The sequence below is a fragment of the Rathayibacter tanaceti genome, from assembly GCF_009834165.1.
Taxonomy (GTDB): domain Bacteria; phylum Actinomycetota; class Actinomycetes; order Actinomycetales; family Microbacteriaceae; genus Rathayibacter; species Rathayibacter tanaceti.
Window position 1 is genome coordinate 625758 of sequence record NZ_CP047186.1, and the last position, 14763, is coordinate 640520.

A 14763-nucleotide genomic window follows, 5' to 3' on the forward strand; every position below is an offset into this window, starting at 1 on the left:
TAGGATTCCCTCCGTGTCGAGTACGAGTCGCAAGAAGAAGTCGTCGGCGAAGCCCCGCAGCGGGCGGCCCGGGGGCAGCCCCCGCGCGGTCGTCGTGAAGCCTGCCGGTCCGCGCGAGTGGATCGCGGGCGCCCGGTTGCGCACTCTCCCGCTGGCGATCGCCCCCGTGCTGATCGGAACCGGCGCGACTCAGGTGGTCGACGAGGGCTGGCACTGGGTGCGTGCTCTGCTCTGCCTCGCCGTCTCGCTCGCGCTGCAGATCGGCGTCAACTACGCGAACGACTACTCCGACGGCGTCCGCGGCACGGACGCGAACCGTGTCGGGCCCTCGCGTCTCACCGGCTCGGGCGCCGCGAAGCCGAAACACGTGCTGACCGTCGCCCTGGTCTTCTTCGGCATCGCCGCGGTCGCGGGGCTCGTGCTGACCGCCCTCTCGGGCCACTGGTGGTTCCTGATTGTCGGCGCGGCCGCCATCGCCGCCGGCTGGTTCTACACCGGTGGGCGCCGTCCCTACGGCTACCTCGGGCTCGGCGAGCTGTTCGTCTTCGTCTTCTTCGGCCTGGTCGCCACTCTCGGCACCACCTTCGTGCAGATCGGCCGCACCAATCAGGAGTCGTGGCTCGGCGCGGTCGCTGCGGGCCTCTTTGCCTGCGCGGTGCTGATGGTGAACAACATCCGCGACATCCCGACGGACCGCCTCTCAGGCAAGCGCACCCTCGCGGTGCTGGTCGGGCCGGCCGTCGCCCGGGCCGCCTACACCGGCTTCGTGCTGGTGCCGTTCGGGATCGCGGTGATTCTCGCCCTCTTCTATCCGCTGGCCTGGCTCACGCTGTTCGTGCTGCTGATGATCCTGCCGGCCATCCTGATCACTCTCACCGCGCGGACGGCCAAGGAGCTGATCCTCGCCCTGCAGCTCACGAGCCTGGGCGGCCTGGCCTACGCGGCGATCCTCGGGGCGGCCCTCGCCTTCTGACGAGCCGGGCACCGTCGGTCCGGGCTCTGCGTGTCGGTCCGGGTTCTCAGCGCTCGTCGCGGGAGGAGTCGACGGCCGCGTCCTCGATGTCGTCGTCGGTCGGCGCACGCGGAACGTCCTTCCGGCGCTCGTAGATCGCCTCAGCGATGCGCTCGCGAGGCTTGCGCAGCACGATGTACGAGAGCGAGAGGCTCGCGATGGCGGCGACGAAGCCCGCGGTGACTGCGGCCGTGAGCTCGGAGTCGAGGAACGTGCGCGCCGGGAGGTAGACCAGCACGAAGACGCCGGCGAACATGCCCAGGCGCAGGAGCGAGTAGACGATGACCGCGCGGCTCAGTTTCACCGGGCAAGTGTACGTCGGCCCCTGCACACCGTTCCGTGAGCATTGTGGGAGCCTCCTGTCCAGCCTCCGTGCGGACCACCCCTGAACGGGCGCCGGACGTAGACTTGCGTCCATGATCCGCCTCGTCATCGGCCTGCTCGTGGCCCTCGCCGTCTTCACGGTCTACACCGTGATCGACTGCGCCATGAGCAACCGGCACGCGGTGCGCGCGATCCCCAAGTGGGCCTGGTTGCTGGTGGTCGTGCTCCTGCCGGTCATCGGTGCGGGCCTCTGGTTCTGGATCGGCCGTCCGCGGAAGGACAGGTCCGCAGGGCGCCGCTACACGGCTCCCGATGACGACCCGGACTTCCTCGGCACCCTCCGCACCGAGCGCGATCCCGAGGAGGAGCGACTGCAGGCCGAGCGCATCGCCCAGCTCGAGCGCGACCTCGCCGACATGGACGAGCACGGAGAGTCGGACGGCCCCGGCCGCCGGGATGCCTGAACACTCTACGGTCGCCCCCTCCACCCGTTTCGCGGTCGACCTCCTCAGCCGCTTCGTCGCGCTTGGCGTCCGCGACGTGGTCGTCGCTCCCGGATCCCGCTCACAAGCGCTCGCGCTCGTCGCCGCCGAGCTCGAGACCCGTGGCGACCTCCGTCTGCACGTGCGGATCGACGAGCGCTCAGCTGGCTTCCTCGCACTCGGCCTGTCGCTCGAGTCGGGTCTGCCCGCTCTGGTCGTGACGACCTCCGGCACCGCGACGGCCAACCTGCACCCGTCGGTGCTCGAGGCCGACGCGTCGGACGTGCCGATGATCGTGCTCACGGCCGATCGCCCCGCAGAGCTCCGCGGCATCCGCTCGAACCAGACCACCGAGCAGCGCGAGCTCTACGGCCGCGCTGTCCGCCTCTTTGAGGACGTCGCCGCTCCCGACGAGTGGTCGCGACCGGAGCAGGCGCAGGCACTCGCCGACCGTGCTGTGGCGGCAGCCCGCCGCGGCCCCGTGCACCTCAACCTTGCCTTCCGCGATCCGCTCTCCTCCGCGCTGCCGGCCTTCGACTCCCCGGCTCGGACCTCGGTCGAACCCGTCCCCGCCCGGACTGCTGGTGAGCCGCTCACGGCCGGCCCCGCTGAACCGCTCACCGTCGTCGTCGCCGGCGACAAGGCCGGGCCCGCGGCCGAGGCGATCGCGCGCGCGGGCGACTGGCCGCTCCTGGCCGAGGTCTCCTCCGGCGCCCGCTTCGGCCCGCAGCTCGTGGTCGCCTGGCGTCGACTTCTGGCCGAGCCGGAGTTCGGCGGGCGGATCCGGCGGGCGATCGTCCTGGGCCACCCGACGCTCTCCCGCGAGGTGCCCGAGCTTCTGCGCCGCGAGGACGTCGAGGTGATCGTGGTGGATTCCGGGCGTGAGCAGTTCTACAACCCCGGGCATCGCGCCCGCCGCGTCGCGGGGGTGGAGGTCGTCCGGGCCGAGGAGTCGCCGCGGCCGGAGCGGAGCGAGCGCGCCTGGGCGGGTTCCTGGGTGTCGGCGAGCCGTGCTCTGGCGATCGATCCCGACGCACTCGACGAGGTCCCCGACACCGGCTCGATGTCGCTGGAGGACCGCCGCGGCTACGCGCGCAACGCCCTCGCCGCGATCCGCGCGCCCCTCACGCGCGAGTTCGTGGTCGCCGCGGTGTGGAGGATCACCTGGCCGCACGACCGCCTGCTCTTCGGCGCCTCCCGCCTGATCCGCGTGGCCGACGGTTCGCTCCCCGGCAAGCGGATCACCGTGCACTCCAATCGCGGGCTCGCCGGCATCGACGGCACCGTCTCGACGGCCCTCGGCATCGCAACGGCGTCTCAGGGGTCCGAGCAGGGCTCCGGAGGCGTCACCCGTGCCGTCCTGGGCGACCTCACCCTGCTCCATGAGGCCGGTGGTCTGCTTCTTCCGCCCGGCGAACGGCGCCCGCGCGTGCAGCTCATCGTGGTGAACGACGGAGGCGGCACCATCTTCGACGGCCTCGAGGTCGCCTCCAGCTCGCACCCCGACGCGTTCGACCGAGTGCAGTTCACCCCGCACAACGCCGACCTCGGGGCCCTCGCGCGCGCCTACGGCTGGACCCACCGTCTCGCCGCCACTCGCGGGGAGCTGGAGCAGGCCCTGACCTCACCCGGAGACGGCCCCGGCATCGTCGAGATCCGGCTCGCGCGCTGATCGGCGTCAGCCCAGCGCGTCGAGCATCGGGCGGAGCTTCATGCCCGTCTCGGCCAGCTCGGAGTCGGGATCGCTGTCCGCGACGATGCCCGCCCCTGCCCACGCCGTGATCGTGCCGTCGGGGGAGACCTCGGCGCTGCGGAGGCCGACGGCCCACTCGCCGTCGCCGTGGCCGTCGATCCAGCCGACCGGGCCCGCGTAGCGTCCTCGGTCGAAGGGCTCCAGCCGCTTCAGCAGTGCCAGAGCCTCCGTGGTCGGGGTGCCGGCGACGGCAGCTGTCGGATGGAGTGCTCCGACGAGGTCGAGGGCAGTGGAGGCGTCGCCGAGCAGGCCGCGCACGTCGGTGGCGAGGTGCCAGAGGTTCGGCAGGCGGAGGGTGAACGGCTCCGCGCCGGCCGAGAGTTCGCGGGTGTGCGGGTGCAGCTCGTGCAGCAGGCTGGCGAGGGCGAAGGCGTGCTCCGAGCGATCCTTGGCGCTCGCAAGCAGCGCGGAGGCGGCAGCCGCGTCGTCAGCAGCGTCGGCTCCGCGGGCGCTCGTCCCGGCGAGCACCCGCGCCGAGACGATCCCGCGATCGACGGCGACGAGCGTTTCGGGGCTGGCGCCGACGAATCCGTCGACGGCGAAGGTCCAGCAGTCGGGATAGCCGCTGGCCAGCGTGCCGAGCACGCGCCGCAGATCGGCATCGCGAGGGAGACGGCCCGTCAGATCGCGGGCGAGCACCACCTTCTCGAGGTGCCCGGCACGGACGGTGGCAACGGCGGAGGCGACGGCCGCGCGGTACGCCTCCGGCGACATCGCCCCCGGCTCGAGGGCGACCCGGTACTCCTGACCGAGCGCCTGCTCCACGGGCAGGTCCGGTAGGGACGAGCCCACCGGCGCGATCCTGGTCAGCCAGGATCGGCCGTCGCGGGACCCGACGATCGTCCGCGGGACGATCAGGACGCTGGTGGCGCGCGAGTCGCTCGAGAAGGTGAAGGCTCCGAATGCGACGAGCCCCGTCCCCGGCAGACCCAGCGGGTCGTCGACGGTCGCGGAGGCGGCCAGTGCGCGCCACGTCTCCGCCGCCTCGCGCAGGCGCCCCGGGCCGGAGAACTCCAGCCGCAGCGTCTCTCCGCGGCCGCTCATCGCTGCTCCGCCGCGCTGCCAGAGGAGAGGACGGCGCCGATCCGAGAGGGGGAGGGGTGCCAGTGGGGAGTCCAGCGGGGTCGTCTCGACGTGAAGAGGAGGAGCGCCGGTGCCGATGAGCGTCACGTCTGCAGGGTACGCCGCGCCAAAAGATGAGACATCCTACGCCTTTCGGATTCCGGAACGTCCGCCGTTGCTACCGTGATGCCGTCCGGGGCCGCCGCGCGAGGCGGAGCGGGGCGACCCCGGCGCTCCTCCTCATCAGGGAGCGCATCGACAGGAGGCGGGACGGCGGATGCACAGCCGCCGTCCCGCGTCTCGCCGTAGACTCGACGATCGTGACGAAGGCAGACCTCACCAAGCGGCCCGACGAGGTCGCCTCGATGTTCGACACGGTGGCGCCCGCCTACGACCTGGTCAACACCCTGCTCTCGCTCGGCAACGACCATCTGTGGCGCATCGCGACCACGCGGGCGGTCAACCCGGCGCCCGGCGAGCGGATCCTCGATGTGGCTGCCGGCACCGGTACCTCCAGCGCCTCCCTCGCGCGCTCGGGGGCCCACGTCGTCGCCGCCGACTTCTCGCCGGGGATGATCGAGGTCGGCCGACGCCGTCAGGCCGGCAACGAGCGGATCGAGTTCGTCCAGGCCGACGCGATGGACCTCCCCTTCGAGGACGACTCCTTCGACGCTGTCACCATCTCGTTCGGCCTGCGCAACGTGGTCGAGCCGCGCACGGCGCTCGCCGAGTTCCTGCGGGTGGTCAAGCCGGGCGGCCGCCTCGTGATCTGCGAGTTCTCGACCCCGCCGCTGGTACCGCTCGCCGCCGCCTACGACTTCTACCTCTCCACCGTGATGCCCGCGGTCGTGCGTCTCGCCTCCTCGAACAACCCGGCCTACGACTACCTCGGCGACTCGATCCGCGCCTGGCCCGAGCAGAGGATCGTCGCGGGCTGGCTGCGCGCCGCGGGCTTCGAGCGCGTCGCCCACCGCGATCTGACGGCCGGAATCGTCGCCCTGCACCGCGGCGTCAAGCCGATCGCAGCGGGTCGATGACCGCCGGGGTCCGCACAGGCCGAGACGTTAGGGTTTCCCTGTGAACGCCTCTGCGCCCGTCGCCCGCCGCAGCCCCTCCCTGACGGCGCAGCTCGGCCTCTCCGAGCGCATCTTCTCGTCCGCCTCCGACCGCGCCCTCGCGCGCACGATCGACGACGGGCTCGAGCAGGTCGAGGCGGGTCTGGTGTCGCAGCTCTCGTTCGCGGACGCTGTGGCCGACGTCTCGACCCGCTACCTCCTCGAGGCCGGCGGCAAGCGGGTGCGCCCGATGCTCACGCTCCTCGCCGCGCAGCTGGGGCGCGGAAACGCGCCGCAGGTCCTGCTCGGTGCGCAGGCGATCGAGATCACGCACCTGGCCTCCCTCTACCACGACGACGTCATGGACGAGGCGGAGAAGCGTCGCGGCGTGCCCTCGGCGCAGACCGTGTGGGGCAACAACGTCGCGATCCTCACGGGCGATCTGCTCTTCGCCCGGGCCAACCAGATCATGGTCGAACTGGGCGACAAGGCCATCCGGCTCCAGGCCGACACCTTCGAGCGGCTCGTCCTCGGACAGCTGCACGAGACCGTCGGTCCGACCGACGGCGAGGACCCGGTCGAGCACTACCTCTCGGTCCTGGCCGACAAGACGGGCTCCCTCATCGCCGCGGCGGGCCGCACGGGTGTGGCTTTCGCCGACGCCCCCGAAGAGTACGAGGAGGCCATGCGCGTCTTCGGCGAGAAGATCGGCGTCGCCTTCCAGATCGTCGACGATGTGATCGACCTCTCCCCGCAGCCGGAGGAGACCGGCAAGAACCCCGGTACCGACATCCGCGCGGGCGTCTCGACGATGCCGATCCTGCGGCTGCGCGAGCGCGCCTCCTCCGACCGCGCGGCGGCGGTGCTGCTGGCGCGCATCGAGAGCTATGTGAGCCGGTCGAACGACGAGATCGCGCACACGGAGGAGCAGAGTGCCGACATCTCGGACGCCATCGCGCAGCTGCGCGACCATGACGTCACCGAGCAGACGCTCGCCGAGGCCCATCGCTGGGCCGATGAGGCCGTCTCCGCGCTGGCTCCGCTGCCCGACGGCTCGGTCCGCAAGGCGCTCACGCGTTTCGCCGACACCGTCGTCGACCGTAACGGCTGACCCCGATCGTCGCGGCGCTCCCTGCGCCGCAGGAATGAGACCGGATGTGCGCCTCGGCGCCCCGGCAGGAGGAACGCAATGACCAAGCTCAGGCTGGCCATCGTCGGTGCGGGGCCCGCGGGTATCTACGCCGCCGACCTCATGATCAAGGCCGAGAAGAAGTACGACGTCTCGATCGACCTGTTCGAGCACCTGCCGGCGCCCTACGGCCTCGTGCGGTACGGAGTCGCCCCCGACCACCCGCGGATCAAGGGGATCGTCACGGCTCTGCGCGAGGTGCTCGACCGCGGCGACATCCGGATCTTCGGCAACGTGCACTTCGGCACCGACATCACGCTCGAGGATCTCAAGCGGCACTACCACGCGGTGATCTTCGCGACCGGGGCCGTGCGCGATGCTCCGCTCGACATCCCGGGCGTCGGCCTCGAGGGCTCGTACGGCGCTGCCGACTTCGTCAGCTGGTTCGACGGACATCCCGATGTGCCGCGCACCTGGCCCCTCGAGGCCTCCTCCGTCGCGGTGATCGGTAACGGCAACGTGGCGCTCGACGTCTCGCGGATGCTGGCGAAGCACGCCGAGGACCTGCTGCCCACGGAGGTGCCGCCGAACGTCTATGAGGGGCTGAAGGCGTCTCCGGTCACCGACGTGCATGTCTTCGGCCGCCGCGGTCCGGCGCAGGTGAAGTTCACGCCGCTCGAGTTGCGCGAGCTGGGCGAGCTGCGCGACGTCGACATGATCGTGGCCGATGAGGACTTCGACCTCGATCCCGCCTCCGAGGCGGCGATCGCGACCAACAAGCAGGTCATGGTCATCAACCGTGTGCTCAACCAGTGGCGCACCCGCGAGGTGGGCAGCGCCTCGCGTCGCCTGCACCTGCACTTCTGGGCCAAGCCGCTCGAGTTCGTCGACGACGGCAGCGGGCGCGTCGGCGCCATCCGCTACGAGCGCACAGAGCCCGACAGCGAGGGCGGGGTCCGCGGCACCGGCGAGATCCGCGAGATCGCTGTCCAGGCCGTCTACCGAGCGGTCGGCTACTTCGGTTCGCCGCTCGACGGGCTGCCGTTCGACGAGATGCGCGGGGTGATCCCGAATCGCGAGGGCCAGGTCCTCGACGACCAGGACGAGCAGGTCCACGGCGTGTACGCGACCGGCTGGATCAAGCGCGGTCCGGTGGGGCTCATCGGGCACACCAAGTCCGACGCGATGGAGACCGTCGCGCACGTGCTCAACGATCAGGCCTCGTGGTGGGCGCCCGAGCATCCGGAGGAGTCGGCCGTCGTCGCCCTGCTCGAGGAGCGCGAGGTCGCGTTCACCGACCTCGATGGCTGGCACCGGCTCGACGAGCACGAGATGGCGCTGGGCGAGCCCGAGGGGCGTGCCCGTGTGAAGGTCGTACCGCGCGAGGAGATGATCGCGATCTCGCGCGCGGAGCCGGTGGTCTGACACTCGCCGCGTGATCGACGGCCTCCGGCGCGCGCCGGAGGCCGCCGTCGACCTGCGCGGATGTCACACGTGTCGCCTATGCTTCGGGCACCGCCCCGGACGGAGACACGATGGACACCGCGCCCCACGACGTCATCAGGGTGCGCGGCGCGCGTCAGAACAACCTGCGCGGGATAGACGTCGACATCCCGAAGCGACGGATCACCGTCTTCACCGGCGTCTCGGGCTCGGGCAAGTCGTCGCTCGTCTTCGGCACCATCGCGGCCGAGTCCCAGCGGCTGATCAACGAGACGTACTCCGCCTTCGTGCAGCAGTTCATGGGCTCTCCGGCTCGGCCCGATGTCGAGTCGCTCGACGGGCTCTCGGCGACGATCGTGGTCGATCAGGAGCGGATGGGCGCAAGCGCCCGGTCGACGGTCGGCACGGCGACCGACGCGTACACGATGCTGCGCATCCTGTTCAGCCGACTCGGCGAGCCGCACGCGGGCACGAGCGGCGCCTTCTCGTTCAACCTCCCCGAGGGGATGTGCCCGCGTTGCGAGGGCACGGGGCGGGTCTCCGACATCGATCTCGACGCTCTGTTCGATCGCTCGAAGTCGCTCGAGGGCGGGGCGCTCGACGCCATCCCCAACTTCGTCGTCGGCGGCTGGTACTGGAAGAGCCTCGCCGAATCGGGCCTGTACCCGGCCGACGTGCCGATCGCCGGCTTCACTCCCGAGCAGCTCGACGACTTCCTGCACAAACCGGCCACGAAGATGCCGATCGCGGGCATCACCATGACCTACGAGGGGCTGCTGGTCAAGGTCACCCGCCTCTACCTCGCGAAGGAGGCGGCCCAGCCGCACATCCGCGCTTTCGCCGAGCGGGTGGCGACCTTCGCCGACTGCCCCGAGTGCGGGGGAGCGCGACTCAACCGGGCGGCCCTCTCCTCGCTCATCGAGGGCCGCACCATCGCCCAGTGCTCATCGATGCAGGCGACCGACCTGGCCGCATGGCTCCGCGAGGTGACCGACCCCTCCGTCGCCCCGATCATCGAGACGCTGCTCGGCACCCTCGACTCGCTCGTGCAGGTCGGCCTGGGCTACCTCTCCCTCGACCGAGAGTCGGGCACGCTCTCCGGGGGCGAGGCGCAGCGCGTCAAGATGGTGCGGCACCTGGGCTCGAGCCTCACCGACATCACCTACGTCTTCGACGAGCCGACGGCGGGCCTGCACCCGCACGACGTCTCACGCACGATCGAGCTGCTCCGTCGCCTCCGCGACAAGGGCAACACCGTGCTCGTCGTCGAGCACAAGCCCGAGATCGTGGTGATCGCCGACCACGTGGTCGACCTGGGCCCGCGGGCGGGCGGGCACGGAGGCGAGATCTGCTACCAGGGCACGGTCGAGGGGCTGCGTGCCTCCGACACTCTGACCGGGCGGCACCTCGGCCACCGCGTCCCCCTGAAGGAGTCGGTGCGAGCGCCGCGAGGAGCGGCCGAGATCCGCGGAGCGTCGACGCACAACCTCCGCGGGGTCGACGTCGACGTGCCGCTGGGCGTGCTCGCCGTGATCACCGGGGTGGCCGGATCGGGCAAGTCGTCGCTCATCCACGGTTCGCTCGCGAAGCGCGAGGGGGTGATCGTCGCCGACCAATCGCCGATCCGTGGCTCCCGGCGCAGCAATCCCGCGACCTACACCGGAGTGCTCGACTCCATCCGCACCGCTTTCGCCAAGGCCAACGGCGTGAAGGCGGCGCTCTTCAGCGCCAACTCCGCGGGCGCGTGCCCGATCTGCAAGGGGGCAGGTCTGATCTTCACCGAGCTCGGGCCCGCGGCGACCGTCTCGTCGGTCTGCGAGGAGTGCGAGGGCAAACGGTTCACCGCCGAGGTGCTCGAGTACCGGCTCTACGGCCGGAACATCCACGAGGTGCTCTCGATGCCCATCGTCGACGCGGAGGAATTCTTCGGCTCCGGTCCGTCGCACACGATCCTCGCCCGCCTCGTCGACGTCGGTCTCGGCTACCTCACCCTTGGCCAGCCGCTCAACACGCTCTCGGGCGGCGAGCGGCAGCGGCTCAAGCTCGCCATCAACATGGCGTCGAAGGGCTCGGTCTACATCCTCGATGAGCCGACGACCGGGCTGCACCTGGCCGATGTCGACAACCTGCTCGGCCTGCTCGACCGGTTGGTCGACTCCGGCAACTCGGTGATCGTGATCGAGCATCATCAGGCGCTGATGGCCCACGCCGACTGGATCATCGACGTGGGCCCTGGCGCGGGCCACGAGGGCGGCTCGATCGTCTTCGAGGGCACGCCCGCCTCACTCGTCGCGGACGCCGACACACTCACCGCTCGTGCGCTGCGCGCCTACGTGGGCTGAGCCGAGCGGTCAGCGGGCGAACGGGCCGCGGAGGGCGGCCCACTGCAGCAGCATGATCGTCTTGGCGTCGACGATCTGCACGCCGATCTGCGTGAGGGCCTCGTCGAACGACAGCTCGACCAGCTCGGTGTCCTCGCCCTCGTCGGCGAGACCCGCGTAGGCGCCCTCCCGCGAGCCCGCGCGGTAGCGGCCGGCGAAGAAGTGCAGCTTCTCGGTGATCGAGCCCGGGCTCATGTATGAGTCGAAGACGTGCTCGAGGCGGCCGACCTCGAGACCCGTCTCCTCCTCCGCCTCGCGGCGTGCACCCTCCTCCGGACCGTCCTCGTCGAGGAGTCCGGCCGGCACCTCGAGGAGCATGCCGTCGAGGTTGCCGTTGACATAGGTCGGATACCGGAACTGGCGCACCAGCACGACTGTGTGTGCGTCGGGGTCGTAGAGCAGCACGGCCGCGCCGTCGCCGCGGTCGTACGTCTCGCGGTGCTCGGTGGTCCAGCTCCCGTCGCGGTGCCGGTACTCGAACTCGGTTGTGCGGAGGACGTACCAGTGGCTCGAGAGGAGGGTCACCTCTTTCACGACGACGTCCGGATTGCCGGTGAGATCGAGACCCTCCCGGTCGAGGCCGGTCCGGCCCCGGCGATCGGGCTCGTCGATCCCGGCGGTCATGCGCGTGCTCCCGTGTGCGGCATCCCTCAGCGGAAGTTGACGAACTGGAGGTCGAGCTCGAGATCGGCTCCGCGCAGCAGCGCCATGGTCGCCTGGAGGTCGTCGCGGCTCTTCGATGAGACCCGGAGCTCGTCGCCCTGGATCTGCGACTTGACCGACTTGGGTGCCTCGTCGCGGATCAGCTTGTTGATTTTCTTGGCGTGCTCCTGATCGATCCCCTCCTTGAGGGTCGCCTCGATCCGGTACTCCTTGCCCGAGGCGAAGGGCTCGCCGGAGTCGAGGCTCTTGAGGCTGATGCCGCGCTTGATCAGTTTCGACTGGAAGACATCGAGGATGGCGTTCGCCCGCTCCTCGGTGTTGGCCTTGATCAGGATCTTCTCGCCGCTCCAGGCGATCGACGCGCCGACGTTTTTGAAGTCGTAGCGCTGCTCGACCTCCTTGTGGGCCTGGTTCAGGGCGTTGTCCGCCTCCATCTTGTCGATCTTGCTGACGACGTCGAACGTTGAATCTGCCATGGCCCCGAGTTTAGCTTTCAGGTGCAGCCGGGCCCGGCCCCAGGCGTGGCTGGTACCTCTGAGGGGTGCGCCGCCTCCCGGTCCTCCTCCTGCTCCCGCTCGTCGGACTGCTCCTCGCGGGCTGCGGCCTGCCGACGCCCTCGCTCCAGCAAGAGGAGGGACGTGCGGCAGTGCCGCCCGCCGCGACGGCGCCGGTCGCCGCCGACCCCGCGGTGCTGCAGGATGCGGAGCTGACCGAGCAGACTCCGGTGCGGTTCCTCGCCGAAGAAGCGTGGCTCGCAGGAACGTCCGAGGCGAGCGGAGTCCCGCTGCGCGCGCTGACCGCCTACGCAGGCGCTGCCCTGCTCACCTCCGCCGTCGACCCCGGCTGCGGGCTCGACTGGTCGACTCTGGCGGGCATCGGCTACGTCGAGAGCCGACACGGCACGATCGACGGCGGTGAACTCGGAGCCGACGGGCGTCCGACCGAGCCGATCTACGGCCCGCGGCTCGACGGTACCCGTTTCGACCGCGTCGAGGACAACGACGCAGGCGCGCTCGACGGCGATGCCGAGGTCGACCGGGCGATGGGTCCTCTGCAGATCATCCCGGCGACCTGGATGGCCTGGGCGTCCAGCGGTTGGGACCCGCAGAACGTCGATCAGCAGGCGGTGACCGCGGCGCGCTACCTCTGCCAGGCGGGCGGAGACCTCTCGACAGAGTCGGGCTGGCGCGCGGCGATCGCGGCCTACAACCCCGCCACCAGCTACGCCGGCTCCGTCGCGGCGGCGGCGTCCCGCTATGCCGCTGACGCCGGCTGAGGGGCGGCGCCGATTTCCGATCCGCCCGCCCCGCGGGTATCCTTGTCCAGCGCCTCCGGTTGTGATCACGCGGTCGGGTGCGCCACGGCGAGTTACCCTAGCGGCCAAAGGGATCTGACTGTAAATCAGACGGCGTAGCCTTCGGGGGTTCGAATCCCTCACTCGCCACATCCGTGTCGTGAACCGCCCCGGCATCGAGAAATGCGCGGGCGTTCTGCATGTCCGGGGTGATGGCGGTTCGGTGCCGTCGCTGTAGTGGCCCGATGCCCCTCATCGGCCGCCGATCAGCCCCGTGGCTCCTCCGCCAGGAACCCGGCCAGCGAAAGCGGCGGCCGCCCGGTCAGGCGCTCCACGTCTCCTGAGACGTGCTCCAGCTGCCCCGCCGCGATCGCCGTGTAGGTGCTCACCCAGGCGTCGAGTTGCCACGCGGGCGCGTTCCAGCGGCGACGCGACGAGTACGCCTCCTCGAGCGTCTCGTCGACGAAGACGGCTGGGCGTCCTGCCGCGGTGAGGATCGCCGCGAACTCGTGGAGGGTGAGCGCCGCCGGCCCGGTGAGCTCGTAGACGGCTCCGCGGTGCTCGTCGGGCGAGCGGAGGACCGCGGCGGCGGCGCGGGCGACATCGGCGCGCGCGACGACTGCGGCGCGTCCGGCTCCGGCCGGACCGCGGATCGCGCCGTCCTCGCCGAGCATCGCGGGCAGGAAGTCGAGGTACAGATTGTCGCGGAGGAAGGTCCACGCCATTCCGGAGTCGCGGATCGCGTCCTCCGTGGCGGCGTGGTCGCGCGCGAGGGTGAAGACCGCGTCGTGCGCGGCTCCGGCGAAGGAGGTGTAGACCACGTGCTCGACCCCCGAGGCCGCGGCGGTGGCGATGAGGGAGCGGTGCTCCGCGAGGCGGTCCTCGTTCTCGGACGCCGAGACCATCAGGAGCAGGCGGGCCCCCTCGAGCGCGGCGCCGGGTTCGGCGAACGAGGCTCGCACCACCTCGGCTCCCGGCAGTCGGGGCGCCCGGGAGGGGTCGCGCACGAGCAAGCGGAGGGGGAGACCGGCGTCGGCGAGCGCGCGGGCGACGCGACCGCCCACGGCTCCGGTGGTTCCCGTGAGGACGATCGGTGTGCTCATGGCCCCATGATGCGGCCTGTCCCTAGGCTGAAGCCATGAGCGCCCACGCCTCCCTTCTCGCCATCGCCCGCTCGATCGCCGTCGAGGCCGCCCACCTCGCTCGTCAGCGGCGACAGGACGGAGTCGAGATCGCCGCCTCGAAGTCGTCGCCCGAGGACGTCGTGACCGCGGCGGACCGCGAGGTCGAGCAGCTCATCCGCCGCCGTCTCGCCGAGGCGCGGCCCGACGACGGGTTCCTCGGCGAGGAGTCCGGCACCGGCGGGGGGACCAGCGGGCTCACCTGGGTGGTCGATCCGATCGACGGCACGGTCAACTACCTCTACGGCATCCCCTCCTACGCGGTCAGCATCGCGGTGGTCGAGGGGGACCCGGATCCGGCGACGTGGACGGCGCTCGCGGGTGCGGTCGTGAACGGAGCGAGCGGCGAGGTCACCACTGCGAGCCTCGGGGGAGGGGCGGAGCGGGACGGAGTCGCGTTGCGCGCGGTCGCACCCGCCTCCCTCTCCCTCGCCCTGGTCGGCACCGGGTTCGGCTACGACGCGGCCCGGCGGATGCGGCAGGGCGCTGTTGTGCAGGAGCTGCTCGGCTCGGTCCGCGACATCCGCCGCATCGGTTCGGCGGCGCTGGACCTGTGCTCGGTGGCGACCGGGCAGCTCGACGCCTACTACGAGCGCGGCCTCAACCCCTGGGATTTGGCCGCCGGCGCTCTTATCGCTCAGGAGGCGGGTGCGCGGGTCGCAGGCTTCGACGGTGCCGCCGCCGGGTCGGGCCTGCTGATCGCGGCCCCCGATCCGCTCTTCGGCGAGCTCGAGGATCTGCTGCGCCGCCTGCGCGCGGACGACGTGTAAACGCTCTCTGAGGGCCGGTCGGCGCACGATACGAGCGCTGCGACGAGTTAAAGCGCACGATCCGGCATCTTCTCGCGGCGTGGCGAGCCTCGATCGTGCCTCTGCTCGCGCGGCTCTGGCCGAACCGGCAGCCCGTGGCTATCCTTTATGAATTCGTGATAGTCGCACAGGATGCGATCACGGAGACCCGAGCCGAGTTCCGTCCCCCTGCGGA

The 14763-nt window shown here is 71.0% G+C and carries 14 protein-coding genes and 1 tRNA gene; 10 read left to right on the forward strand and 5 right to left on the reverse strand.

Translation table 11 applies throughout. From position 1 onward, the window contains the following. Positions 1-13: 13 nt before the first annotated feature. On the forward strand, positions 14-973 hold the full coding sequence (locus GSU10_RS02930) for a 1,4-dihydroxy-2-naphthoate polyprenyltransferase (RefSeq protein WP_068209928.1): 960 nt from the start codon (positions 14-16) through the stop codon (positions 971-973). A 46-nt stretch (positions 974-1019) separates the two neighbouring features. Here GSU10_RS02930 and GSU10_RS02935 read toward each other — a convergent pair whose 3' ends face one another. Continuing rightward, positions 1020-1316: a DUF4229 domain-containing protein gene (locus GSU10_RS02935; protein WP_068209931.1), complete on the reverse strand. Its 297-nt coding sequence runs from the start codon at positions 1314-1316 to the stop codon at positions 1020-1022. A 112-nt stretch (positions 1317-1428) separates the two neighbouring features. On the opposite strand from GSU10_RS02935, the gene GSU10_RS02940 reads away from it, so the two are divergent. Beyond that, on the forward strand, positions 1429-1800 hold the full coding sequence (locus GSU10_RS02940) for a PLDc N-terminal domain-containing protein (protein WP_068209933.1): 372 nt from the start codon (positions 1429-1431) through the stop codon (positions 1798-1800). Next, complete coding sequence (gene menD, locus GSU10_RS02945; RefSeq protein ID WP_068209936.1) at positions 1793-3490, forward strand: 2-succinyl-5-enolpyruvyl-6-hydroxy-3-cyclohexene-1-carboxylic-acid synthase; 1698 nt, start codon at positions 1793-1795, stop codon at positions 3488-3490. The genes GSU10_RS02940 and menD overlap by 8 nt, the downstream gene beginning before the upstream one ends. A gap of 6 nt (positions 3491-3496) precedes the next feature. Here the strand turns inward: menD and GSU10_RS02950 are convergent, their stop codons facing one another. Further along, positions 3497-4615: an isochorismate synthase gene (locus GSU10_RS02950; RefSeq protein ID WP_236713573.1), complete on the reverse strand. Its 1119-nt coding sequence runs from the start codon at positions 4613-4615 to the stop codon at positions 3497-3499. A gap of 338 nt (positions 4616-4953) precedes the next feature. Here GSU10_RS02950 and ubiE point away from each other — a divergent pair, with 338 nt between their 5' ends. The 4 genes from ubiE (at position 4954) to GSU10_RS02970 (ending at position 10602) form a co-directional block, all read left to right on the forward strand. Beyond that, entirely contained in the window at positions 4954-5670 is a 717-nt protein-coding gene (gene ubiE / locus GSU10_RS02955) for a bifunctional demethylmenaquinone methyltransferase/2-methoxy-6-polyprenyl-1,4-benzoquinol methylase UbiE (RefSeq protein ID WP_236713574.1), read from the forward strand. Positions 5671-5710: 40 nt separating this feature from the next. Continuing rightward, positions 5711-6799, forward strand: a complete 1089-nt coding sequence (locus tag GSU10_RS02960; RefSeq protein ID WP_068209938.1) for a polyprenyl synthetase family protein — start codon at positions 5711-5713, stop codon at positions 6797-6799. Between the two features lie 78 nt (positions 6800-6877). Continuing rightward, on the forward strand, positions 6878-8242 hold the full coding sequence (locus GSU10_RS02965; RefSeq protein WP_068209941.1) for an FAD-dependent oxidoreductase: 1365 nt from the start codon (positions 6878-6880) through the stop codon (positions 8240-8242). A gap of 110 nt (positions 8243-8352) precedes the next feature. Beyond that, entirely contained in the window at positions 8353-10602 is a 2250-nt protein-coding gene (locus GSU10_RS02970) for an ATP-binding cassette domain-containing protein (protein WP_068209944.1), read from the forward strand. Positions 10603-10611: 9 nt separating this feature from the next. On the opposite strand, the gene GSU10_RS02975 is transcribed toward GSU10_RS02970, so the two are convergent. Both GSU10_RS02975 and GSU10_RS02980 read right to left on the reverse strand, forming a co-directional pair. Next, positions 10612-11265 carry an NUDIX domain-containing protein gene (locus GSU10_RS02975; protein WP_068209946.1) on the reverse strand — a complete coding sequence of 218 codons (654 nt, stop codon included), beginning with the start codon at positions 11263-11265 and terminating at the stop codon, positions 10612-10614. A 26-nt stretch (positions 11266-11291) separates the two neighbouring features. Then, a complete protein-coding gene (locus tag GSU10_RS02980) occupies positions 11292-11780 on the reverse strand; it encodes a YajQ family cyclic di-GMP-binding protein (protein WP_068209949.1) in 489 nt (162 codons plus the stop codon). Positions 11781-11845: 65 nt separating this feature from the next. On the opposite strand from GSU10_RS02980, the gene GSU10_RS02985 reads away from it, so the two are divergent. Further along, positions 11846-12580, forward strand: coding sequence for a lysozyme family protein (locus tag GSU10_RS02985; RefSeq protein WP_068209950.1), 735 nt, complete (start codon positions 11846-11848; stop codon positions 12578-12580). An 86-nt stretch (positions 12581-12666) separates the two neighbouring features. After that, positions 12667-12748 (forward strand) — tRNA-Tyr (locus GSU10_RS02990). Positions 12749-12864: 116 nt separating this feature from the next. Here GSU10_RS02990 and GSU10_RS02995 read toward each other — a convergent pair. After that, positions 12865-13701, reverse strand: a complete 837-nt coding sequence (locus GSU10_RS02995; RefSeq protein WP_068209953.1) for an NAD(P)H-binding protein — start codon at positions 13699-13701, stop codon at positions 12865-12867. A gap of 35 nt (positions 13702-13736) precedes the next feature. Between GSU10_RS02995 and GSU10_RS03000 the strand changes: the two genes are divergently transcribed. Next, positions 13737-14549, forward strand: a complete 813-nt coding sequence (locus tag GSU10_RS03000) for an inositol monophosphatase family protein (protein ID WP_068209956.1) — start codon at positions 13737-13739, stop codon at positions 14547-14549. Positions 14550-14763 lie beyond the last annotated feature (214 nt).